Here is a 23,772-nt window from a genome sequence, read left to right on the forward strand (position 1 = left end):
CCCTGCGGGTGAAAACCGAGCAACGGCGCGAGCTCAACCGGGCCTATCGGTGGCTCAAGGCTGGCTACAAGGCAAGCCCAGCTCCTGCCCCAAAAACCACCCCCCTGGGCGGGATCCCGACCAGCCCCCCAGCTCCGCCGCCCCCTTCTCCTGCCGCCCCGCCTCCACCTCCCCAACCCAGTCCTGCCGAGACCCGCTTCCTGCAGGCCCTGGACATGATCGAGCGCAAGCAGTACCGGGCTGCCATCCAGTACTTAAACTTTGCCATCAGCGCCCAGCCCAACGTGGCCCGCTACTATCTGCACCGGGGTATTGCCCACCTGAAGCAGGGCAACGCCGGTATGGCCAAGGCTGACTTTCTGCAGGCCAGTCGCTTAGAACCCAACAACGCCGAGTTGATGGCCGAAGTGCGCCGCTGGCTGCAGCAGGTCACCACCCAGCAGCCGGTTCCCGTTCCCTCGGCTAGCCGTCAGACCTCCCAGCCCCAAAAAGTGGTGCCGCCCTCCCGCAAGGGAGAAAGCGGTGGCTTCTGGAGCCGCCTCTTCGGCATCTTCGGCAAGAAAAAGTAGGCTCAGCTCCCTTCAGGAAGCGCCCGCCAGCACCAGCAGCGTGACCAGGGATCCCGTGTTCCAGAGGCTGTGGAGCAGGATGGGGGCTAGCAGGTTGCGGCTGTGGCTGTACACCACTCCCAGCACTACCCCCAGCATGGTCAAGGGCAGCAAATCGGCAAGGTTGAGGTGAGCAATGGCAAAGGTGAAGGCGCTTAGAGCAATGGCAGCCCCCATCGGCAGGTAACGGCCCAGCGTCGGCAGCCAAAAGCCCCGAAACAGCACCTCCTCAAAAACGGGGGCACAGACAGAGACCACAGCTAGAAATAGCAACCGCGCCCCCCAGCCGTGGCTCTCCAAAAGCAGCGGCAAAATGGGGTTGCCGCCCCCCGCCTGCGGCAGCAGTAGCTGCGACAGCGCCGCCGCCAGCACCACCAGCGGTAGGGCCGCCCCGTAGCCGCACAGGCCCCAGAGCAGCCAAGGACCCCCTAGGCGCACCTGCAGCACTTTTTGCCAGCCTGGGTAGGCACGTAGGAGCCAGGACAATAGCCCTGCCCCCAGCAAAGCCCCAGAGTTGTAGGTGAGAAACAGGGTCGCTCCTTGGTGCCAAGGGCTAAGCTGCTGGGCTCCCAGGCCAAGGAGGGTGGTGTAGAGTCGAGGCACCAAGGCGCTGAGAAGAAGAAACCCCAGGAACCATCCCGTTAGCACTGCCTGCGCCCCGATCCCTGGCCAAGGCACCTCCCAGGGAGGACCCACGAGAGAACGTTGGCGCCAGAAGCTCCAGCCCAGCCAGCCCACTAGGAGGATCAGCCCCAGCAGCGCCCCCAGCAGGGGGATCCCGCCCACCACCGCCAGCCGGAACAAAGCTGCCAGAGCTAATTTTTCCTGCTGCTGGTTAAGGGCATTGAGGCTGTCGCCGCGCTGTTGTAGCCGGTAGAGCTGCTGCAGGGCCACCGCCTCAAACCAGCCGTCCAGGTGGTTGCGGAGGTGTACCTCGGCCTCTGGCAAGATACGCCGCGGCGTCCCCCATAGCCCCTGCAAGACCTGGGCCGCCTCCTTTTGCGGGGATTCCAACTCGAAGGGACGGCTGGGATCAACCACTTGCTGCCACTGCCGGTGGGCCGCCTCCAGATCCTCCTGGTAAGCGTAGAGCAAGCCCAGGCGCAGCCGTAGCCCGTCCACCTCTGCCTGCAGCTCCTGGACAGACGTGAGGAGAGCGGGATCCCCTGTGGACCCTTCGCCCCTCGTCTCCAGCCCTGCCACCCGTTTCAGGCGCTGTAGGCGCTCGGCGTAGTTGTCGGCCACCTGCTGGTAGCGACTGCTAGCTACCTTGAACACCTCCTGATCCAGCAGAGCTCGGGCCAGATCCTGATAGCGAGGATCGTCAAGGGTGCGGGCAGCCTGCAGGGCAAGATCAATTTGCAACAGATCCAGCTTCGTTTGCAGCGGCGGCTGGAACCAACTGCTGGCCAACGCAAGCCCAGCAATGACAAAAGCTAGCAAACTGAGCAGGTTGAGGAGCCCCCGGCGAACAGAAAGCCAACCGAAAAAGGGATCGACAAAAGCCGTGGCTTCAGAGGGAGACATGGCAGCAACGGCGGCAACTCCAGCGGCTTATATCCTAGCTTCTCTTGGCCTCAGCCGACTGAAGGAGTCAGCGTCGCTCCAGCCAATAACGGTAGATGGGCAGCCCCAACTGCAGACACTGCCACTCCCGCTCAGTAGGAATGCCAAAGGGGTTGTCATCGAGGGGACCCTGGTAGGGATTCCAAAACTGCGGATGCTCTAGGAAACGAGCGACCATCTCCTCGGCAACTTCCTGCACGTCCGACTGCAAGAAAACAGGGCTGCCCGGTTGCAGCAGCAGCGCCAGATCCGCCACCAGTTGGGGCTGGACGATCCGCCGCTTGTGATGGCGCTTTTTAAACCAGGGATCCGGAAATTGAATGGTGACGCGGCTAAGCTCCCCAGGGGCAAACAGATGCCTTAGGGAGACGTTGATGTTGGCAAACAGGAAATAGACATTGTCCAGCCCCAGCTCGTCCCGCCAGGCATTGGCCCGCTCCACCAGCGGCTGCCGAATCTCCACGCCCAAAAAGTTCCAGTCGGGCTGTTCCTGGGCCAGGCGCAGCAGAAAGCGCCCACTCCCGCTGCCGATATCCAAGTGAAAGGGCTGTCCCAGCCGCCGATACACCCGTTCCCAGTGGGGTGGGGAAGCAGGCTGTTGGTACTGAGCCTGCAGGGGGTTGACGTGTTGCCGCAGCCGTTGGCCAAGCCCCTTTTGCAGCGGGAGGTCAGCCCAGGGGGGAGAAGAAGAGCCCTCCTTGGGTTGGCTTCTAGGACTGGGCCGTTGCACTTCTGTTGCCATAAGCGCCAGCTTCGGCTCTTGCAGAGGGAACCCTCTAAGCTACCACTGGATACTGTCAATGACCTGCCGCAAGATCTGGGCCGAGCGGTGCAATTGCTGCTGCTCGCTCTCGGTAAGGGCCATGACTAGCGTGCGCTCCACCCCTTGCCGTCCAACGACCCTGGGCAAGCTAAGGCAGACCTCCGGCAGGCCGTACTCCCCCTGGGTGAGGCTGCTCACGGTTAAAACCCGCCGCTGATCCCGCACCAGCGCCTGGACAATCTGCGCCACCCCTAGGCCAATGGCATAGCTCGTGGCCCCTTTGCGGCGGATGATCTCGTAGGCGGCGTTGCGCACCTGCTCGAAAATATCCCCCAAGTGGGCGGGATCCCAGGCTGGCGAAAGCTGGCCAATTGGCGTGCCGGCGATATTGACCTTGCTCCAGACGGCCACCTCGCTATCCCCATGCTCGCCGATGATGTAGGCGTGCAGGCTGCGCGGATCCACCCCCAGCCGCTGGGCCAAAAGGTAGCGAAAGCGGGCCGTATCCAAGACCGTTCCCGACCCCATCACCTGCCCTGGCGGCAGCCCCGACAACTTCAAAGAGACATAGGTCATGACATCAACGGGGTTGCTCACCACGAGGAAGATGGCCTCTGGACAATGCTCCATCAGGGCCGGGATCAGGCTTTTGAAGATCTCGACGTTGCGGTGGACCAAATCCAAGCGGGTTTCCCCAGGCCGCTGCTTGGCCCCTGCCGTTAAAATCACCACATCAGACCCGGCGCAATCGGCCAGCTCCCCTGCCCAGATCCGCGTCGGCTCGACAAAGGGGATCCCGTGCACCAGGTCCATCACCTCTCCTTCCAGCTTGGCGCGGTCGATATCGTGAAGAACCAGCTCGTCTAGCGTGTTTTGGATAACCATCGCGTAGGCACAGGCCATGCCCACTTGCCCAGCGCCGATGATGGATCCCTTCAAAAGGCGACGAGGAGCCTGCTGCTTAGCCTGCTGCTGAAGGAGAGACAGAGGTTGGTGCCCAGAGGCCGTCATGGCTTAATCCAAGACATGGGCGAAGCGACGGTAGAGAAAGTCGAGGGCAGAGTGGCGCAGCTCGTAAAACTCAGGCATTTCCATGATACGGGAGCGGATGCGCGGTCGCTCGAAAGGAATGGTCAAGATCTCGCCAATACGAGCAGCAGGGCCGTTGGTCATCATCACCACCCGGTCTGATAGATAAAGAGCCTCGTCGATGTCATGGGTAATCATCAAAACCGTGCAGCGGTGATCCCGCCAAATGGCTAGCAGCTCATCCTGGAGCTCTTCCTTGGTAATGGGATCCAAGGCCCCAAAGGGCTCGTCCAATAGCAGCACTTCAGGGCGAACGGCCAGAGCGCGCGCAATGGCCACCCTTTGCTTCATGCCGCCAGAAAGCTGCTTGGGCCGCTTGTGGGCTGCTTCGGCCAAGCCCACGAGTTCCAGGTGTTCCTGAACGATTTCCCTTTTCTCGCTGGGGGATTTATCGGGATAGACCTGATCCACCACCAGATAAACATTTTCAAAAGCTGTCAGCCAAGGCAAAAGGGAATAGTTCTGAAACACCATCATCCGATCCGGCCCTGGAGCAGTGATGGGCTGGCCCTTGAGGGTAATGGACCCGGACGTTGGAGCAGAAAACCCGGCCACCATGTTGATCAAGGTGGACTTACCACAGCCGGAGTGGCCAATAATGCAGACGAATTCCCCGGCAGCTACTTCCAGATTGATGTTTTCCAAGGCAACAAAGGGCCCTGCCGCAGTCCAGTAGGTCTTGCCCACATTCTGAAGACGCAGAAGAGGCAGCCCTGCGGCAGAAACTGTTGAAGACAACGGCGAGGAAGATAGGCGAGAGCGGGTCATCATGGCGTTTTCGGGTTGAGTAAGGTAACAAAAGCTAAACTTCGCTAAGCCGGTAGTTCTGCAGCTTCGGCTCCTGCCCTATGGCCACCGACTCCAGGTAGGCAATGGGATCCTCGCCATCAAAGCGAGATCCATCGCCAAAGAGCAAGGCTCCACGGTCGTGGGCCCGATCCGGCAGCCCCAGGTCTCTGGCGGCTAGGGCATAGGTCTTGTCGTCTAGCACTTGCTCGAGGACAGAAACCCAATTGCGAGGAAAAGCGCAGAGGCCCCAGCGAGCCATTTGCGTCAGGATCCAGAGGTGCTCCAATCTTTCCGGACAGGTGTTGCGCCCGTTGGCAAACTGATGGAAACCGACAATCACTTGCGACTCATCGGCAGTTCCCCGCTGCAGGATGCCCCTCCACCCTGGCTGCAGATCCTCCAGGGCCGCGCCCACATACTGAGGCTGGGCCAGCCACTCCAAGATCTCAGAACGGTGCTGCGGCTGATCGCAGTAGTGGCAAGCCTCCAGTAACGCCTTGACCAGAGCCACGTGGGTGCGGGGGTAGCTTTGGGCCCAGTCCTGGCGCACTGTTAGGACTTTCTCGATGTGGCTGGGCAAGATTTCGGGAGTGGTGGTGACGATGAACCCCAGCCCTTCCCTAACGGCGCGGGAGTTCCAGGGTTCGTCCACGCAGTAGCCGTCGATATTGCCGGCTTTGAGGTGGGCCACCATCTGCGGGGGTGGGATCACTGTCAACGTGACGTCGCGATCCGGATCCACCCCTCCGCTAGCCAGCCAATGACGCAACAAGAAGTTGTGCAGGGAAGCCGAGTGAACCACCCCCAGGGTAGGGACGGCCTCTGGGGTTTGCCTCAGGTAGTTGCCAAGATCCCAGGGGCTAAAAACCCCCTGCAGCAAAAGTCGACGCCCAAAGGTAATGGCGCTGCCGCCGCGGGAGAGGGTTAACGAGGTTACCAAAGGCACCGGCACTCCCCCTACTCCCAGAGTGGACGCCAACGGGATCCCGGCCACCACCACAGCCGCATCCAGCCGACCGGAGCGGATCCCTTCCCAGATGGTCTTCCAGCCCGGCTCTCGCACCAGGGTGACCTGTTCCAGACCGTGCTTTTGAAACAGGCCTTTTTCTTGGGCCACCACCAGAGGGGCGCAGTCGTTGAGGGGCACAAAGCCAATTGCCAAGTTGACTTTTTCCAGCCCCCCCTTGGCAATGGCCACGCGGGTGAGAGTTTTCTGGCGGGCCCGCTTTTGTTGGTTGAGAAAGTGGATCATCTCCCCCCGCAGGCTGTAGTACTCGGGGTGATTCACCACTTCCAGGCGGTGGCGGGGGCGGGGAAACGGGATCCGCAAGATCTGGCCGACGCGGGCCTCAGGGCCATTGGTGAGCATCACCACTCGATCCGAAAGCAGAAGCGCCTCGTCCACATCGTGGGTCACCATGACGCAGGTGAGCTGCTCGGCCTGGGCAATCTCCATCAGTTGCTCCTGCAGGCTGCCGCGGGTAAGGGCGTCCAGCGCCCCGAACGGCTCATCCAACAGCAGTACCCTGGGGCGAATGGCCAAAGCCCGGGCAATGGCCACCCGCTGTTTCATCCCCCCCGACAGATGGGCCGGGCGCTTGTCGGCTGCCCCCTGCAGCCCCACACGCCGGATGTGCTCTTCCACAATCTGCTTCCGCTCCGCTTTGGGAAGGGATCCCAGCACCTCGTCTACGGCTAGAGCAATGTTTTCCCGCACCGTCAGCCAGGGCAGCAGGGAATAGTTCTGAAACACCACCATGCGATCCGGCCCGGGATCCGTCACCTGCCGGCCCTCTAGGAGAACACCGCCTCGGGATGGCTGCTCTAAGCCGGCAAGGATATTGAGCAAGGTCGATTTGCCACAGCCGGAGTGGCCAATGAGCGAGACAAACTCCCCTTTTTGGATCTCTAGATGGATGTCTCTCAGGACAGGGTAGACTTCTCCATTGTCTAGAAGAAAATCTTTGTCTACATGATCAACTTCAATGTAAGGCTGGGTCTTCATAAGGCTACCTAAGGGATTCCTTGAAATGGATTGTTGGGATCAGGAAAACTTAGCCTAGTGATCTTCGCTCACCACCAGCGAGCCAATCCAAGCCGTGATGCGATCCAACAAAAGTCCAACTAGGCCAACATAGACCAAGGCCAGAATAATCTCGCTAACGCGGGAGCTATTCCAGGCATCCCAAATGAAGAATCCAATGCCCACGCCGCCAATCAACATTTCCGCCGCCACAATAGCCAGCCAAGACAGGCCCACCCCAATGCGCAAGCCGGTGAAAATGTAGGGCACGGTTGCCGGGAAGACGATCTTGAAGAAATACTTCCAGCCAGACAGACGCAGAATTCTGGCCACATTGCGGTAATCCTGTGGGATCCGCTGCACGCCAGCGATGGTGTTGATCAAAATAGGCCAGAGGGCAGTGATGAAGATAACAAAAATGGCGGAAGGATTGGCATCGCGAAAGGCGGCCAAGGAAATGGGCAGCCAGGCTAAAGGTGGCACTGTGCGCAGCACCTGAAAGATGGGATCCAAGGCCTCGTAGAGCCAGCGGTTAACCCCAATGATCATGCCGCCCACGACCCCCACCAAGCCGGCCAGGGCAAACCCAATGAACACCCGCCGCAAGCTGGCCCAAATTTGCCAGAACAGCCCTTTAGCATTGCCACCATAGTCAAAAAAGGGATCTTTAATGAGGGGATCCCAAGTGTCCTGCCAAACTTGGAGAGGTGTGGGCAAGTTGGCTCCCGGCCGGCTATAGGCAATTTGCCAGAGAATGAGCAGGATTAGAATGGCCGTGGCGGGCAACAGAATGCGGCGCAGCACCTTGTAAACCTGAACCCGTTGCCGCCAAGCAAAGGTAGAGCTAGCGGGTGAACCAATGCCGGCGTTGGCCTGAAGAGCAAAACCTGGGCCAGTTTTCAGCAGCCATTGTCCTAGGCCAGCCAGTAGGGAAAGGAAGATCCGCAAGAGGTGGTAGCTCAACTTTAGGGCGGATTCGGGAAGTCTCATAGTCTACTAGGAGTGAGGTTGAAGTTAGCTTAGAGGGATCCCAAGAGAGAAGGGGTTCAACTTGAACACCCTAGGTAGAAGTTGGCGGATCCCTTCTCTCCTGGGCAGTTACCAACTCAGGCAAGTCAGCAAGTTAGGCCAGCTTCTTAATCGCCAACTTCTCCAGATAGGCGGCAGGATTTTCGGGATCGAACTTCACCCCATCGAAGAAGGTTTCCACGCCGCGGGAGGTGCTGGGGGGAATAGCAGCCTGCTGGCCAATGGCTTTGGCGGCCTCGCGCCAGAGATCTTCTCGGTTGACCTTATCCACCAAAGCTTTGGTATCGGTGTCAGCAGGCAGGTAACCCCAGCGGATGTTTTCGGTCAAGAACCAGAGATCGTGGCTCTTGAAGGGGTAGGAAGCACTATTTCGCCAGAACTTCATCAAATGGGGGCTGTTCTCAACAACCTTGCCGGTGCCGTAGTCGAAAGTGCCTTTGGCGCGGCCCAAGATATCCGCTACGGGAACCCCCAACCAGCGACGGTTGCTAATGATGCGGCACATTTCTTCTTTGTTTTCCATCTGCTCGCACCAGATCTGGGCTTCTAGGATTGCTTTCAACAGGGCCAGGGTGGCTTTCGGGTGCGCATCCACCCAGTCGGCCCGCAGGGCAAAGGCCTTTTCCGGGTGGTTGTTCCATAGCTCGCCGGTGGTGAGGGCACTATACCCCGCTTTTTGGTTCACCAGCTGGGCATTCCAAGGCTCGCCCACACAGAAAGCTTGCATGGTTTTGGACTTCATGTTGGCCACCATTTGCGGGGGCGGCACCACAATGAGGGAGACATCGCGGGTGGGATCGATCCCGCCTGCCGCCAGCCAGTAGCGCATCCACATGTCGTGGGTACCGCCGGGGAAGGTCATCGCGCATTTGGGATCTTTGCCGGCAGCTCGAAGCTCGGCAAACTTGGCTTTGAGGGGGGAACTATCCAAGCCAATTTTCAGATCCCGATATTCGTTGGAAATGCTGATGCCCTGACCGTCCAGATTGAGACGGGCCAAAATGTACATAGGCACCGGCTTGCCATCGGTAACTTTGCCGGTGGTGATGAGGTAGGGCATGGGGGTGAGGATGTGTGCCCCATCGATGCCGCCGGCGGCGGATCCCAGCACCAAGTTGTCGCGGGTGGTACCCCAAGAGGCCTGCTTGACCACCTCCACGTCTTTCATGCCGTACTTGGCAAAAAACCCCTTCTCTTTGGCAATGATGAGGGGGGCAGCGTCGGTGAGGGCGATAAATCCCAGCCTGGCTCGCGTGGTTTCTGGGGTATCAGCTTGAGCTACCCAGTAGCCCTGCCCCAAGGATTGGGATTGGGCGCGGGGGATCCCAGCCGTAGCTGCTCCAGCCGCAAGGGCAGCTGCCCCAGCCAAAAACTGGCGACGGGAGATGGGAGAGGAAGTGTTGAATAGCTTAGACATCACAACCTCCAAAATTTCGAACGACGAACTGCCTAGTAGGTCATCAAGGGAGAAGCAGAGGTCTGAGCAGCCGAGGGATCACGACGCGGCTTGGCCCCGAAGTGCTCAATCAGTAGCTCCACCAAGACGGGCTTGAGGTCTTCGCAAGGGATCCCTTGGCGCACGCATTCGCCCAGCTTGGCGTCTTTGCCCACTTCTCCTCCCATGTAGATGTCCACCGCCTCCACCGGCTTGCCGTCCTTGCGAACGGTGGTGCCCATGAGGCCAATATCGGCCACCTGGGGCTGGCCGCAGGAGTTGGGACAGCCTGTCCAGTGGATGCGCACCGCTTGAGGAATCTCCAGCTCGGCTTCCAGCTCTTCCATCAGGGCCACGGCGCGGTTTTTGGTCTCGATGAGGGCAAAGTTGCAAAACTGGTTGCCCGTACAGGACACCAACCCCCGCTGCAAGGGTCCCGGGTTGGGGGAGAACTTTTTCAAGAGCGGCTCTTGGAGAAGCGGCCCCACCCGCGAGTCGGGCACATTGGGGATGAGCACGTTCTGCTCCACCGTTAGCCGCAGCTCTCCGGAGCCGTACACCTCCGCCAAGCGAGCCAGCTCCCTCATCTCCGGGACGTTGAGCCGCCCGACGGGCACGTGCAGGCCTACAAAGTTAAGGCCCAGTTGCTTTTGGGCGTGTACTCCCAGCAGATCCCGCTTGTGCCAGACCACCTCGTCTTTTTCCGCCGCTCTGGGCAGAGGGTGGCCAATCTGCTGCTCCACCGCCACCCGAAACTTCTCCAGGCCCCACTCGTCAATGAGCCACCTCAGCCGCGCCTTTTGCCGGTTGGCCCGCAGGCCGTGATCCCGATAGACCAGCAGCACCGCCTCACATAGAGGAACCACATCGCGGGGATCTACCCAAACGTCCAGCCCGATGGCCTCGGCACAGCGGCGGGCCGAAAAAAAGCCTCCCACCAAGACGTTGAAGCCCAGCTTGCCCTCTTTGAAAGCAGGCACAAAAGCCAGGTCATTGATCTCGGCATGCACCGAGTTGTCGCGACAACCGCAGATGGCGATGTTGAACTTGCGCGGCAGGTTGGAGAAAGAAGGGTTGCCCTCGCCGTTGTTGGTTACCATGTCCTGCACTTTGCGGGTGAGGCCACGCACGTCGATCAGCTCATCCGGGTCGATACCGGCCAGAGGGGATCCCGTGATGTTGCGCACGTTATCCATGCCTGACTGGATGCTGGTCAGGCCCACCTCCTTGAGTTGCCGCAGAACCTGAGGCATGTCCTCAATGGGAATGCCCCGCAGCTGCAGGTTTTGCCGAGTGGTGATGTCGGCTACGCCATCTTGGCCGTAGGGGCAGAGGATCTCGGCCAACTTGCGCATTTGGCCGCTGGTCAGGATCCCATTGGGCAGGCGCAGCCGCAGCATGAACTTGCCAGGGGTGCGCTTGCGAAAGAAGATCCCCAGCCACTTGAGGCGGTGATCTCGGTCGTCTTCGGGGATGTTCTCCCAGCCCATTTGGGCAAAAGCTTCCAGCTCGTCCTTAACCGCCAGCCCATCCTTCTCGCTTTTAAGGCGTTCAAACTGGTTCGCCATGATCGCTGCCGTGGGATAACACCGCCTACCCTAGCGATGACGAACCATTGACTTTGGTAGTTGGCGTTACACTTCTTAACGAGCTATGCGATTTCGGCATAGCTAAGTTGTGGTTTATGCATAGGGGGGGGATCCCCTTTCCCCTGATAGGAAAAACAGCGTTTACTGCCCCTCTATCCCACCTCAAAAAAACCCTAGCCAACTGCTCACAGGCAGCCCTGATCTTCTCCAGGGTGCCGGGATTGACCAAGCCGTAGTAGTCAAATCCATAAACTTTCCCAGTTTGGACGGCTTGCAACCGATTCCAAAAGGGGCGGGAACGGAAAAACGCCAAGGGATCCGCCGCCTCCGGGTTGACCACCAGCAGAACTTCTGGGTTGGCTTCCAGGATGCGCTCTGCCGAAAGGGTGACGTAGCCCCGAAAAGGCCCTTGGCTTTGCAAAGTAGCGGTGAGATTGTCCGCGCCAAAGCGTTCCAGCAGATCCCCGGCCCAGCTTTGCCGGTTGGGAGAAAGAATCGGCTGGGTGCCCACCAAGAGCAAGGTTTTGGGTCGAACGCGGGGCAGTTCCTGGGGCAAAAGGGATCCATACTGCCGCAGCAAGGGATCGGGATCCGCCCCCAAAGCAGCAGCCAGGGTGGCAATCGTCTCTTCCAAAGCAGCCCAACTGTCCACGCGGGTGAGGTAGATGGGGATCCCCAGCTCCTGCAGCCGTTCTGCCAGAGCCTCGTGAAAGCCACTGGCCCCCACCACCCAGTCCGGTTGTAGGGCCACAAGCTGCTCCAGGTTGGGTTGGTTGCCCAGCCCCAGGCGGGTCAAGCCTTGGAAGCGGGGATCCTCCTCCAACAAACGACTGGCAGGGATCCCCACCAACCTATCGGGGGCCAAGCGATAGAGGATATCGGCAGTCAAGGTGGTGAGGCTGGCTACCCGACGAAAAGGACTCTGTCTCGCTGACAGGAGTGGCTCCTGAGGGATCCGACCTTGGGCTTGGGCCAAACGCCCCATTCCCCAGGCCCCCACGCTGGCCAGACCAAAGGCGAACGGTTGACGGCGAGAAAGACGAGACAGCATAGACAATCTCCAAAACCATTCCCAAACAGCAATCAATTGAGGGTGAACTGGATGGGCACCACCACCCAAGACTCGATGGGGGCGTTGTTTCTCAAGGCCGGGCTGAATTCCCACCGCTGCACCGCCTCCTGCGCTGCCCTATCCAGGGCGGGAAACCCACTGGAAGAGGCGATCTCCACCTGCTGCACCTGCCCCTGGGCATTGACCTTGGCCCGCAGCAGCACCTGCCCCTGTTGGCCGAGACGGCGAGCTTGAGGAGGGTAGGGGGGCGGAGGATTGCGACCGGGGATCGGGCGGGCCAGGATGTCCGGCTGGGGGTTGGCAGCCACTGTCGGTGGGGAGGAAGTGGGGGTGGCAGGTGTTGGGGCAGAGGAATGGGGTTGGGCTGCACCTATACCGCCAGGTGTCCCAGTTTCAGGATCCCTTGGCCCCAATCTGCTCTCGCTGCCGGGGGAAGGCGGAGCGGCGGCAGTCTTTACGCTGGAACGGATCCCTTGGATCAAGGGGGTAAAGGGTAAAGCGGGGCAGAGGGGTGCTTGAGGTAACCGGGGCGGAGGTGAGTGGAGTCGCTGTAGAGGTGGGGGTAACCGCCGGAGTTGGGGTGGGCTGTTGTGGCGGAGGAGTGGGTTGCGGGATGGCTGTCGGTAATGGGGTCAGCGGAGGAGTAGGGGTGGGTTCTGGCTTTGCCGTGGGAATGGGTGTAGGGGTCGGAGTTTGCAGGGCCAGCAAAGATTCAGCCTCCGGGATGGCTGGCATCTCGATCTCTTGGGGCACAGGCTCCGGTGGGGATAGATCGTCTGCAGGGGGCGATTCCGGGGCCGGGCCGGGCGGCTCTGCTGTTGGCTCTGGTGGGAGAGATTCTATGGATTCTGAATCCGGTTCGAGCAACTGTGGCTCGGGATCCTCCAGCAAAAGCGTGACTGGGATCCGGAGTTCTGCGTCTGATCAAGGCCGGGATCCCCACCAAGCCAGCCCCAGCAGCGCCATCAGGTGCAAGAGGAGGGAAATCAACCCCTCCCGGCGCAGCGGTCGGGGATCCCTGGCTCGCAGGTGGAGGACGGTCCCCGGCGGATCTTCCCCCTCCTGGCAAGCTGTCCAGAGGGCAGCCCAGCTATAGCCGGCCACCCAAGCCTCTTGCAGCAGCTCCTCGGCACACTCCAGCCAGCCGCTCTCTCTTGCGCCAGCCCAAAGCCACAACGCCAACCAAGCCAGCCCCGCCTCCCAGGCCATGCCCGCCTGCTGCCAATACCACCCCTGCAGTCGCCACAAAAGCTGGGGACAGGACTTCCGAAGAAGAGAGAGGGATCCCTTGGGGGTGTGGGCAGGTGGCTCGGCAAGCATCGGTTAGAGCAGGATCCAGAGTAAACACGGCCTCGGGTCTTGGCCCCTAAAACCGGGTGGAAAAAGTAAACTACCCGACCCTGACTGCTTCGCAGTACAGGGCGGGCTTAAGGCCTCCGGCCCGCTGGCGCGAACGGTAGCCCTGCAGTTGGCAAGCCAACCACGTTCGCGAAGCGAGCCGTAGGCTTGACCTCTAGGCTGGTTTACAGCAGCCCCCAAAAGCGCAATCACCTTCGCACCATTCAAATCCGCATCTCCTTCCCATCCACAGTGCCCACACTTAAACTTCTTTCCACTGCGGTAGGATTGCGCAGGGTCGGGATGAATGTGCAAACACTGGTGGCAGGTCTGCGACGTGTAGGCAGGCGGAACAAGAATCAGAGCAACCCCCGCACGCAGAGCCTTGTACTCCAAAAATTGACGGAGTTGATAAAACGCCCAACTGTTGGCCCTGCGCCGTTCGGCTTTGCTGCGCGGCTGTTGATTGACCCTTTCCCGATCGCGCCAGCGGGACGGAGTCCTTATCCCTGTCAAGTCTTCCAGAGCAATAGCGCTGTTTGTCGCCTTTGCCCTAGAGACAATAGCTTTGGAGATGCGGTCGCGTTAGCGGTGTGGAGCACCTTGATTGACCCACGTTTGAAAGCGTCTTTCCTTGCCAGACAGCCGTTGCAACAGTTGACGGCATCTGCGCCGCGAACTGCGTGTGCCCTTACTGGCTTTGCGTTGGAGTGCCGCCCTCAGCTTGGAGTAGTGGTCGCGGACTCGGTTCAACTGCTGCCCATTCCAGTTGTCCCCCTCTGACGTATGGGCGATATCCGTCCTGCCCAAGTCCACGCCCAGCACTCTGTCCGTGCGTTGCGGTGGGCACGGTTCCGTTTCCACACAGATCTGAATGGAGTAGGAACCGTCTTTACGCTTGACCAGAGTGGCAGATTTGGGATTGGAGCCTGCCAACTGTTCTCTCTGGTAACGGCCAATCGCCAGCTCAAAGCGCTCCCGACCCTCCACCGTGGTCAGCGACACCGTCCAGTCTTTCTCGCGAAACGAAAAGATACGGGCATCGTAGGTCGCAAAGCCTCTCTTGAACGCTTTGACCGGACGGTTTTTCTGTCGGGCAACTTTACGGGCACCGGCCAGCCGTCTGCAGACCTGCTGAGCCAAGTTACTGGACAAGCCAAACCGAGCGCGAATCTGGTAATAGCAAAGGGATTGGAGTTTGACTGCGTTGACTACTTTTTCTGGTGTGTTTTGGTTGACCCAGTTCAATGCCTGCACAAAGGCATCCATTGTCTCATCCAACTTTGCGGCTTGCGACTGGGACACCTTGAGCTTGCAAGCTACGGTCAGGACTTGGGTCATGGTTCTATCATAACTTCCGCATTCCTCCCGACACTGACCCTACGGGTACAGTGCGGGGCTCCTGCGATTTCTAGCTGATATCGGCCAAGGCACAGCAAGTCTTGGGGGATCCCATTGGAGAGCTTTTCTTGAATGCTTGAATGAATGACTCCCACTGGGAGCTCAGCATGCTACCATTCAGACGGAAAGGGAGTAGTCAGGCGGCTTACCGCCCTCTGCATCGACATACTGGCTAAAAACAGCCCGGTGCAAGAGACAAAGCAAGCCCGGCAGGCTGCTTTGGTGACGAGACTTTCGCTGAGTTCACGCAGAGGTGAGCTTGGTGAGTCCGTCTGACTTTCCCAGCCTTCACCTCTAGGTGTGAACCGATTCCACACACAAGAGAGGTTGGAGGCTAAACGATGTGGGTTGGTTTTGCGTCAAGTTTGCTGTTGGTTACGGTAGCAGAGTTTGGGGATAAAACCTTTTTTACCCCCCTGATTCTGGCTATGCGACACCCGCGCCGCTGGGTTTTCTTGGGGACGTGGCTGGCTTTGGCCGTGATGACCTTGCTGGCGGTGGTGGCCGGGAAGGTGCTTTTCAAGCTGCTGCCGCCGCTGGGCGTGCGAGTGTTGTCGGCTGGGGTTTTTGCGGCTTTTGGGCTGAGAATGCTCTGGCAAGCTTACAAGATGACTCCCCAGCAGGAAAAAGAAGAAGAGGAAGAAGCCCTCAGGCTGGTGGAGCAGGCAGAAGAAAAAGGGGCGGGCCGCGGCGGTGCTTGGGCTGTGGTGTGGGAAGCCTTTAGCTTGACGGCCTTGGCCGAGTTCGGGGATAAAACCCAGATTGCCACCATCTCCTTGGCGGCTACCCACCCGGGATTGAGCGTCTGGGCAGGGGCTACCCTCGGCCATGGACTGATGGTGGGGCTGGCGGTGGTGGGAGGTCGTTTTTTAGCAGCTCACATCTCTGAACGCGCCGTGCATTGGGTGGGGGGCGGCTTATTTCTGGTGTTTGCGTTGCTGACCGGTTGGGAGTTGGCAGGATGAGGGATCAGCCAAATTCCTGTTCGATGATCCGCCATCGGGCAGTGATCACACCTGGCTCTAGGCTGAGGCGGCTGACGACAAGTTCCAGGGCTTGGTCGTCGCGGGTCTGGGTGACTAGCTCTGCTTCGACTTTGACCAGATCGGGCTTGTCCTCCAGGTCTTCGCTGTAGAGGGCGCGCAGTTTGAGATGGGTGGGAGCTATACCCTGCAGGAGCAAGGCGCGGATGTGGGCCTCTGCTTGGCTTTTGCAGACAAATGAACACTCATAGACCAGTTCCAGTTCTGTGCCTTTCAAAGGCTGCTGGTTGATGCGGTAGCCCAGCGGACGCAGCACAACGTTGGAGATCAACACAGCTGCGGCCCCAATGGCAGCTTGGGGAATGTACCCCGATCCGGCAAAGGCTCCCACCGCGGCTGCACACCAGATGGTGGCGGCGGTGTTCAGGCCACGGACGCTGGCTCCTTCCTTAAGAATCACGCCCCCGGCCAAAAAGCCAATCCCCGATACCACTTGGGCCGCAATACGGGTCGGGCTGCTTTCATCAGGGGTGAGAACCGAGAGCATGACAAACAAAGCTGCACCCGTGGCCACCAGGGTATTGGTGCGCAAGCCGGCCATGCGCTGCCGCCACTGTCGCTCCAGGCCAATGAGGGATCCCAGGACAAAGGCAACGGCCAAACGCAAGGTGAAGTCAATCCAGGTCATGCTCCGGTTCTCGTGAAAGGGTAAAGTTTAGCCATCCTCATCTGGGATCCCAAGGGCAGTGGCTTCCTGTTGCAAGGTTTGCCAGAGGGTTTCCAGTTGAGCAAAGGCGGATTCTGGGGCCAGCTTACCACCTGTTTCTAAAGCACAGGTTATGCTGACTCGATGGGCGTAGCGCTGCAGCAGCAACCGGAACTGAGCTGTGGTGGAAGGAGCTTTCAAAGTCATGGCACACCTCCTGAACGAATAATCGGATTCAATCTGAATCCAGCTCCCCCAGGCCGGGGGTAGCCTGGGAGCCAAAGTTGGACTGCAAGGCGAAGAGAGCAGCCCTAGAGCTCCACTTCAATCCCGACTAGCCAAGCCACCAGGGTGAAATACACCCAGAGGCCGGTGAAGTCTTTAATGGTGGTGATAAAAGGATCTGCTCCGGGAGCGTGGTCAAAGCCCAGCTTTAACATCACCCAGGGCAAAATGGCGCCCAAGATAGCCCCCAAAGTGAGGACAATGGCCAGAGCCAAGCCCACCGCTAGACCCAATTGTGGGATCCCATTGGGTGCCCCCTGCCAGAAGTAGGCAATCACCCCAGCCGTGGCCCCCAGGATCACACCGATAATGCCACCAATGCTGGCTTCCCGCAGCAAATAGGGGAGAAACTGCCGCACGTTGATGTGGCCCCAAGCCAAGCCACGGGCAAAGATGGTCGTAGATTGGGTACCGACATTACCGCCCATATCCATGACCAAGGGGATGAAAACAGCCGCTGCCGTTACTGCTTGCAACACCTCCTCAAAGGTTTCGATCACTCCCCCCACCAACATGCCGCCAATCAAGGTGATGACTAAAAACGTGATGCGCAGGCGGACGGCATACCAACGGGAGCCTCTAACCAGGCGCTCGCTCCAAACCTTGTCTCGGCTGAGCAAGTTGCCCACCCCTGCTTGGGCCAGAGCGGCGTCGGTGGCTTCTTCTTCCACCAAGTTGATGACATCTTCAAAGGTGATATCTCCCACCAAGCGTCCTTCACTGTCGACCACCGGAATAGCCGGCAAGCCGGAATCCTTGAGCAAACGAGCTGCCTGGAGATCCCGGTCGGTAACCCGAGCAAAAATATCCGATCCCTCAATCAGCTCCCGAATGGGCAAATCCGGATCCGCTTTCACGAGGCGCACGGTGCGAACCAAACCTTTGTAGAACCGCTGATCGTCCACCACAAAAATCACATCCAGCTCATCGTCTCCCAGTTGAGAGTCCCGCACGCTGGCCAGAGCAGCCCCGACGGTGAGGGTATCCCGTACCGACAAGTAGCGCAGGTTCATTAGCCGACCGGCACTGCGCTCTGGATAACCCAGCAAGATATTCACTGCTTCCCGAGCTTCTGGGCTGAGGTTGGCAATGAGGCGCTTGGTTACTTTGGCCGGCAGCTCCTCAAACAGACGCACCCGCTCATCCGGAGGTAAGGCTTCTACCAGCCGGATCACTTCTGGGCTTTCCATGCTGCGAATGAGATCGGCCTGCTCTTCGGGCCGCAGATACTCAAACACTGCAATGGCTCTGTCTTTTTCCAGCAAGCGGAAAGCCAAAGCCCGCTGCCGAGGTGAAATCTCCATCAACTGCTGCACCAGCTCGGCAATGGGAGCGCGGTTGGCCTCTCGCTTGGCGGCTTCCAAGGAAGCAGGGGTTAGGAGATCGCGAAGAATGTTGTGCCGCATGATAAACCTCCGAACGTTGGGGTCAGCCGGGATGAAGAGAACCAGGAGGTCAACAGCCAACCGGTGCTCCAAGGCTCACAGGGAAGCCCTGAAACCCTTGGATGGCCGCGCAGCAAGCCGTAGGTCTAGCGCCAGGCCTCCAAGCCCAGCTTGGATCGCAAGCGCCCAAGCCGATAAAAGGGACTCCAAGGGATCCCCAGGCCTGCGGAAACCCCAAAACCCACAACAGGAAAGTCAAGGGGAATCCCCTCGGAATTACTCCTGATCTCCCCTTTTCTGAACAGGGCTGTACAAACCCATTGCTCAGGTAAGGCTCTGCTCAGCTCATCTGTTCGTCGCCGACTGAGAGAGCCACCCAAGTCAAAAGCTAGCCGGGAAAACTCTCCCACCCCTTCGCGTTGGCGAAACGGGATCCTCTCAAGCGACGACAGAAGCTGTCAGCGGGGAAAAGGAAGACACCAGTAAGAGCCCAGTCTTCAAGAACGTGCTCCTCGAAGACCATCCACTGGTGGCTGGCGCTACAACTACCGGAAGCGTCCATGCTGTTGAACGTTTTCCTCCAAAAAGGTTAACCGAAACAACCCGGACAGCCAGAAGAGGATCTCTTCAGCCCCCTTTAGGTTAGTTGCAGGAGTGGGATCCCGTCAACCCTTTTTCTCCAGCTCATCCGGTGAAAAATTGGTGGGGCAGCTGGAGGGGTAAGATCGGGGTGAGCAGCAATAGCCCCCTTGTGGTTCCTCTCGTCTCGACATTGCCCTCAGCCTGACTCAGCAGAGTCTACATCTCGGTGGCTTGCGACCTTGAGCAACCCACACCCTTCGCCGCCTCTGTTTTGTTAGTGGTTTTTGTTAGTGGTTTGTTGGTGGCCTTGCTTCAATGAGCTGCGCTTCCCATCTCCTATAGGTGCCGATGTCCTTGAGCTTATGGCCTCCCTTCCCCTCGTTGCCGTGATCTTGGGCACACGGCCCGAAGCCATTAAGCTGGCCCCGGTGATCCAAGCCCTGCGTGCCAGTCCCCATCTGCGCACCGAGCCGATCTTGACCGGAAAACACCGGGAAATGGTGGATCAGGTGATGCGGCTATTCGGTCGCAGCGCCAGGGATCCCAGTCCTGTCTGCTCTAGAGCCCACTCCACCCGCTGCCAATCGGCCCGCATCAACTGCCACGCCCACCAGGGCTGGTGGGGAGAACGCCCCAGACTGACCAATTGCCGCACCGTCAGCCCTGCCGGGATCCTCGGCTGCTGGGGCAAAAGAGCCAACTGCCGGGCCACCTGCTTTGGAGTGAGTTGAGCGTGCAGATCCCGACCGCCCAAGTACACGCGCCCAGCTTGGGGAATCAGAACCCGACTCAACAGCCGCAGCACCGTCGATTTGCCGGAACCATTGGGGCCGACAATGCTCAGCCATTCCCCCTTTTGCACGCTGAAGCTCACTTGTCGCACCACCGTCCGGGATCCGTAGCCCCCGCTCAAATCCTCGACCTGCAGGATGGGCTCTCTCATCGCCCTGCCCCCTGCTGCCACAGCAGCCAGCCGAAAAAGGGAGCCCCCATCACAGCGGTGACAATCCCCACCGGCAGCTCTATCGGGCCCAAACGGCTCAGGATATCGGCACCGCTCAGCAGGGTCGCCCCCGCCAAGGCAGAAAGGGGCAACAGCCAGCGGTAATCGGATCCCACCCCCTGCCGCACCATGTGGGGCACCACCAAACCGACAAAGCCGATCAACCCCCCCACACTGACGGCGGTTGCCGCCAGCCAAGCCGCCACCAGACCAATCACCACCCGCGTCCGCGCCAGAGGGATCCCCAAGCTCACCGCCATCTCTTCCCCCAAGCTCAGCAGGTTTAAAGCCCGCGCCTGCCCCCATCCCAATCCCAAGCCGACCAGGATATACGCCCCGGCCACCTGCACCTCTGGCCAGCCCCGCCCGCTCAAGCTGCCGATCAACCAGGTGAGAGCCACCTGCACCCGGTCATCGGCCATCAACAACAAGGTGGAGCTAATGGCCCCAAACAGGGCGCTGACGGCCACCCCCGCCAAGATCAGCCGCTCCACCGCCAGTCCCGAGGGAGTACGCGCCAACCCGTACACCAACACGGTAGTCAGCACCCCGCCCACCCAAGCGGCCAGGGGCACCCAAGCCGTCCACTCTCCCAAGGTGAGCAACCCCACCGCCGCCAGGCCCGCCCCCGCCGAAATGCCCAGCAGGTAGGGATCCGCCAGCCCATTGCCCAGCATCCCCTGCAACAGGGCCCCTGCCATCCCCAGAGCCGCCCCCAGCAACTGGGCCAAGAGCGCCCGCGGCAGCCGCAACTGCCAAACAATCGTCTGCCGAATGGGATCCCCCTGCCCCCACAGGGCTTGCCAGAGTTCTGGGAAAGTCATGGGAACGGATCCCAAAGCAATCGAGACCAAAAGTACTAGGAAAATGAAACTCAATAGCAAACAGGTCAAACCGATTGGCGAGAGCAGCCGCTTTCTTTGCCCCCAGCCTCTGCCCCCCTCAACCTCTGTATACGGACACTCGCGATCGACCAGCACCGGGAAAGCCTCTCGAGCTTTGCCCAGGAAGAGAGCCTTCTGAGGCCAAGAAACCCCCTCCGCCCGCAAGGGCAGGATGGAAAACTCAGCCAAGTTGGCCAGGCCTCCCTCCCGAGCTTTATTGAAAGTCAAACTCAACAAAACGTAGTCGCTAGAATAGCAAGGCTTCTTGGATGTTGCAAGTCAGTTTCAATAGCTTGTGCCTAAATTTCTCTCTCTTGCGCTTCAGGGCTTTTGGACAAGACCGGGCAGCGCCTCTGCCCAGCCATTCAGACTTACCTCAGGGGGGATCCAACTACCCTGAGCGAGGTCATGGCAACCAACCGCGAAATGGGAATCAGGGGAGAAGGGCTGGGGAAACGTCTCAAACTTCATCTAGACCTGGATCTAGAATGGCCCAAGCTGGTCGGCTCGAGTTGGCTAGACTCCGAACCTTCAGCCCATTGCTTGCCCACGTTTTGATGCCATGAGTTCTTCCGCCGAGCCTACTTGGGATGCCTTAGAGGTGGATCCCGCCCTGCTCACCCCCATGATGCAGCACTATGTGGAGCTGAAGCGGCAGTATCCCCACGCCATCTTGCTCTACCGCCTAGGGGATTTCTACGAGATGTTTTTCCAGGACGCGGAAGTGGTGTCGCGGGAGCTGGAGCTGGTGCTCACCGGGCGGGAGGCAGGGGCCATAGGACGGGTGCCCATGTGCGGGATCCCTTACCACGCCTTTGACCGCTATGCTGCTCAGTTGGTGGCCAAAGGCTATGCCCTGGCCGTCTGCGACCAGATGGAGCCGGCGGATCAGGCCAAAGGCTTGGTGCGGCGGGAAGTGACGCGGGTCATCACCCCCGGCACGGTCATCGAAGAGGGGCTGCTGCAGGCACGGCAAAACAACTACTTGGCCGCCGTGGTCCGCCTGAGAGGCTCCAAGCAAACCCCCTGGGGCCTGGCTTACGCCGACATTTCTACCGGCGAGTTCTGGGTCTGCCAGAGCGAGGGGCAAGAGCAGCTAGAACAGGAGCTGGCCCGGCTGCAGCCGGCGGAGATCCTGCTGCCCACCGAGGAAGGGCTGGGCCTGGGCCTAATTCGGCCTGGGGATCCCCAAGCTCCCCTGGGCCTGCCCGGCCAGTACACCTATACCCTGCGCCCGGCGGAGCCCTTTGAGCTGGCGGTGGCTCGAGAAAACTTGCTACAGACCTATGGCCTGCGCTCTTTGGAGGGCTTGGGCTGCGAGGGGCTGCCCCTGGCAATTCGGGCGGCGGGAGGGCTCTTGCACTACCTGGAGGAGACGCAAAAGAACCTGGTGCAGCCTTCTCCCCAGGGGGGCCATCCCCTCCTACGTCCCCCTCGCACCTACCAGTTGACGGATTACCTCATCTTGGATCCCCAAACCCGCCGCAACTTGGAGCTCACCCAGACCATCCGCGAGGGGGCCTTTGTCGGATCCCTGCTCTGGGTGCTGGATCACAGCCGCACCGCCATGGGAGGACGCACCCTGCGCCGTTGGCTGCTGCAGCCTTTGCGGGATCTCGAGCAAATCCGCCTCCGCCAGGACACCATCCAGGAGCTGTTGGAAAACCCCTCCCTGCGCACCCGCCTGGGATCCCTGCTGGACTCTCTCTATGACCTGGAGCGCTTGGCCAACCGCGTCGCCTCCGGCACCGCCAACCCGCGCGAGCTGGTGGCCCTGGGCTCCTCCTTGGGCAAACTGCCCCAACTGGCGGAGCTGGTGGCCGAAGCCAAGACCCCTCTCCTGCAGAGCTTGCAGCAGGTGGATCCCGCCCTGGTTGACCTGGGCCGCCGCATCGAGCACACCCTCCTGCCCTCCCCTCCCCCTGTGCTCACCGAAGGGGGGCTAATCCGGCCCGGCGTCGATCCGGAGCTGGACAGGCTGCGGCAGCAGGTGGAGCAAGACCGCCAGTGGATTGCCCAGTTGGAGAAAACCGAGCGCGAGCGCACTGGGATCCCCACCCTCAAAGTTGGCTTCAACAAGGCTTTCGGCTACTACATCAGCATCAGCCGCGCCAAGGCCCAGCAGGTGCCAAAAGACTACATCCGCAAGCAGACCCTGACCAACGAAGAGCGCTTCATCACCCCTGAGCTCAAAGAAAAAGAAGCCCGCGTCCTCACCGCTCAGACTGAGATCAACCAGCGGGAATACGAGCTGTTTGTGCACCTGCGCCAAGAGGCAGGATCCCAAGCTGCCGCCATCCGCCAGGTGGCCCAGACCCTGGCCGCCGTCGATGCCCTCTTTGGCCTGGCCGAGGTGGCCGTGCAGCAGGGCTACACCCGTCCCGTGATCACGGAAGATCGCCGCCTAGTCATCGAGGAAGGGCGCCATCCGGTGGTGGAGAAGTCTTTGCCCCAGGGCCTATTTGTCCCCAACTCGGTGCGTCTGGGATCCCCCCACGGCCCGGATCTGATTGTCCTCACTGGCCCCAACATGTCGGGCAAATCCACCTATTTGCGGCAGATCGGGCTCATCCAGATCCTGGCCCAGATGGGCAGCTTTGTGCCGGCAAGGCGGGCGGAGCTGGGCTTGTGTGACCGCGTGTTTACCCGCATCGGCGCTGTCGATGACCTGGCCACGGGACAGTCCACCTTCATGGTGGAGATGAACGAGACGGCCAACATCCTCAACCACGCCGGCGAGCGCTCCCTGGTGCTTTTGGACGAGATTGGCCGCGGCACCGCCACCTTCGACGGCCTCTCCATTGCCTGGGCGGTGGCTGAGTACCTCGCCACCCAGGTGCGCGCCCGCACGATCTTTGCCACCCACTACCACGAGCTCAACCAACTGGAGACCCTGCTGCCCAACGTGGCCAACTTCCAGGTGGTGGTGAAAGAGCTGCCGGATCGCATCATCTTCCTGCACCAGGTGCAGCCCGGTGGGGCCGACCGCTCCTACGGCATCGAGGTAGGACGCATGGCCGGCCTGCCCCAGCCGGTGATCGAGCGGGCCAAGCAGGTGCTGGCCCTAGTGGAACAACACAGCCGCATTGGCCTAGGTCTGCGCAGCCAAGGGAAAAGCCGCCTTTCCCCCAAGAAAAAACAGCCTGAACAACACCCTGAGCCCCTCGAGATCCGCAACCCCGCCCCGGCGGAGCAACTGTCTCTGATCCCGGCCTCCCTCTTTTCCGAGGAGCCTTAGGGCT

General features: G+C 60.1%; 20 protein-coding genes and 2 pseudogenes. 4 read left to right on the forward strand and 18 right to left on the reverse strand.

Annotation, left to right across the window (positions count from 1 at the left end):
• Positions 1 to 569 (forward strand): tetratricopeptide repeat protein (locus tag NW807_RS09000; protein ID WP_414425889.1); only part of this gene is annotated, 569 nt, incomplete at its 5' end.
• A 12-nt stretch (positions 570 to 581) separates the two neighbouring features.
• Here the strand turns inward: NW807_RS09000 and NW807_RS09005 are convergent.
• The 13 genes and pseudogenes from NW807_RS09005 to NW807_RS09065 form a co-directional block, all read right to left on the reverse strand.
• Positions 582 to 2,135 (reverse strand): lysostaphin resistance A-like protein, encoded by a 1,554-nt coding sequence (locus NW807_RS09005; RefSeq protein ID WP_414425890.1) that lies wholly within the window; start codon positions 2,133 to 2,135, stop codon positions 582 to 584.
• A 67-nt stretch (positions 2,136 to 2,202) separates the two neighbouring features.
• Positions 2,203 to 2,916 (reverse strand): tRNA (guanosine(46)-N7)-methyltransferase TrmB, encoded by a 714-nt coding sequence (trmB, locus tag NW807_RS09010; RefSeq protein WP_414393985.1) that lies wholly within the window; start codon positions 2,914 to 2,916, stop codon positions 2,203 to 2,205.
• A 39-nt stretch (positions 2,917 to 2,955) separates the two neighbouring features.
• Positions 2,956 to 3,876, reverse strand: coding sequence for an L-lactate dehydrogenase (locus tag NW807_RS09015; protein ID WP_414394376.1), 921 nt, complete (start codon positions 3,874 to 3,876; stop codon positions 2,956 to 2,958).
• 75 nt (positions 3,877 to 3,951) lie between these two features.
• A complete protein-coding gene (locus NW807_RS09020) occupies positions 3,952 to 4,794 on the reverse strand; it encodes an ABC transporter ATP-binding protein (RefSeq protein ID WP_414425933.1) in 843 nt (280 codons plus the stop codon).
• A gap of 34 nt (positions 4,795 to 4,828) precedes the next feature.
• Entirely contained in the window at positions 4,829 to 6,820 is a 1,992-nt protein-coding gene (locus NW807_RS09025; RefSeq protein WP_414404936.1) for a nitrate ABC transporter ATP-binding protein, read from the reverse strand.
• A gap of 54 nt (positions 6,821 to 6,874) precedes the next feature.
• Positions 6,875 to 7,828 carry a nitrate ABC transporter permease gene (gene ntrB / locus NW807_RS09030; RefSeq protein WP_414393981.1) on the reverse strand — a complete coding sequence of 318 codons (954 nt, stop codon included), beginning with the start codon at positions 7,826 to 7,828 and terminating at the stop codon, positions 6,875 to 6,877.
• 133 nt (positions 7,829 to 7,961) lie between these two features.
• A complete protein-coding gene (locus NW807_RS09035; protein WP_414425891.1) occupies positions 7,962 to 9,284 on the reverse strand; it encodes a CmpA/NrtA family ABC transporter substrate-binding protein in 1,323 nt (440 codons plus the stop codon).
• Positions 9,285 to 9,316: 32 nt separating this feature from the next.
• Positions 9,317 to 10,870: a ferredoxin--nitrite reductase gene (locus NW807_RS09040; RefSeq protein WP_414425892.1), complete on the reverse strand. Its 1,554-nt coding sequence runs from the start codon at positions 10,868 to 10,870 to the stop codon at positions 9,317 to 9,319.
• 25 nt (positions 10,871 to 10,895) lie between these two features.
• A complete protein-coding gene (locus tag NW807_RS09045; RefSeq protein ID WP_414425893.1) occupies positions 10,896 to 11,942 on the reverse strand; it encodes an ABC transporter substrate-binding protein in 1,047 nt (348 codons plus the stop codon).
• Between the two features lie 32 nt (positions 11,943 to 11,974).
• The gene (locus NW807_RS09050; protein WP_414343054.1) at positions 11,975 to 12,271 is read right to left on the reverse strand and encodes an energy transducer TonB; all 297 of its coding nucleotides are present in this window, start codon (positions 12,269 to 12,271) and stop codon (positions 11,975 to 11,977) included.
• Positions 12,272 to 12,356: 85 nt separating this feature from the next.
• Positions 12,357 to 12,698 carry a hypothetical protein gene (locus NW807_RS09055; RefSeq protein ID WP_414425894.1) on the reverse strand — a complete coding sequence of 114 codons (342 nt, stop codon included), beginning with the start codon at positions 12,696 to 12,698 and terminating at the stop codon, positions 12,357 to 12,359.
• Between the two features lie 189 nt (positions 12,699 to 12,887).
• Positions 12,888 to 13,283, reverse strand: coding sequence for a hypothetical protein (locus tag NW807_RS09060; protein ID WP_414425895.1), 396 nt, complete (start codon positions 13,281 to 13,283; stop codon positions 12,888 to 12,890).
• Positions 13,284 to 13,353: 70 nt separating this feature from the next.
• A pseudogene (locus tag NW807_RS09065) lies at positions 13,354 to 14,642 on the reverse strand (RNA-guided endonuclease InsQ/TnpB family protein).
• A gap of 401 nt (positions 14,643 to 15,043) precedes the next feature.
• On the opposite strand from NW807_RS09065, the gene NW807_RS09070 reads away from it, so the two are divergent.
• Positions 15,044 to 15,667, forward strand: a complete 624-nt coding sequence (locus tag NW807_RS09070) for a TMEM165/GDT1 family protein (RefSeq protein ID WP_414406314.1) — start codon at positions 15,044 to 15,046, stop codon at positions 15,665 to 15,667.
• Between the two features lie 4 nt (positions 15,668 to 15,671).
• On the opposite strand, the gene NW807_RS09075 is transcribed toward NW807_RS09070, so the two are convergent.
• From NW807_RS09075 to mgtE, 3 genes are all read right to left on the reverse strand, one after another.
• Positions 15,672 to 16,373: an MgtC/SapB family protein gene (locus NW807_RS09075; RefSeq protein WP_414374796.1), complete on the reverse strand. Its 702-nt coding sequence runs from the start codon at positions 16,371 to 16,373 to the stop codon at positions 15,672 to 15,674.
• A 27-nt stretch (positions 16,374 to 16,400) separates the two neighbouring features.
• Positions 16,401 to 16,598 (reverse strand): hypothetical protein, encoded by a 198-nt coding sequence (locus tag NW807_RS09080; RefSeq protein WP_414425896.1) that lies wholly within the window; start codon positions 16,596 to 16,598, stop codon positions 16,401 to 16,403.
• A 104-nt stretch (positions 16,599 to 16,702) separates the two neighbouring features.
• A complete protein-coding gene (mgtE, locus tag NW807_RS09085) occupies positions 16,703 to 18,142 on the reverse strand; it encodes a magnesium transporter (protein WP_414425897.1) in 1,440 nt (479 codons plus the stop codon).
• Positions 18,143 to 19,005: 863 nt separating this feature from the next.
• On the opposite strand from mgtE, the pseudogene NW807_RS09090 reads away from it, so the two are divergent.
• Positions 19,006 to 19,179, forward strand: a pseudogene (locus tag NW807_RS09090) (UDP-N-acetylglucosamine 2-epimerase (non-hydrolyzing)); the annotation flags it as partial.
• Here NW807_RS09090 and NW807_RS09095 read toward each other — a convergent pair.
• The gene (locus NW807_RS09095) at positions 19,149 to 19,586 is read right to left on the reverse strand and encodes an ABC transporter ATP-binding protein (protein ID WP_414425898.1); all 438 of its coding nucleotides are present in this window, start codon (positions 19,584 to 19,586) and stop codon (positions 19,149 to 19,151) included. The pseudogene NW807_RS09090 and the gene NW807_RS09095 overlap by 31 nt on opposite strands.
• On the reverse strand, positions 19,583 to 20,719 hold the full coding sequence (locus NW807_RS09100; protein ID WP_414425899.1) for a FecCD family ABC transporter permease: 1,137 nt from the start codon (positions 20,717 to 20,719) through the stop codon (positions 19,583 to 19,585). The genes NW807_RS09095 and NW807_RS09100 overlap by 4 nt, the downstream gene beginning before the upstream one ends.
• Positions 20,720 to 21,092: 373 nt before the next feature.
• Here NW807_RS09100 and mutS point away from each other — a divergent pair, with 373 nt between their 5' ends.
• A complete protein-coding gene (gene mutS / locus NW807_RS09105; RefSeq protein WP_414425900.1) occupies positions 21,093 to 23,768 on the forward strand; it encodes a DNA mismatch repair protein MutS in 2,676 nt (891 codons plus the stop codon).
• Positions 23,769 to 23,772 lie beyond the last annotated feature (4 nt).

The organism is Synechococcus sp. R70.1 (assembly GCF_047461675.1).
GTDB lineage: Bacteria > Cyanobacteriota > Cyanobacteriia > Thermostichales > Thermostichaceae > Thermostichus.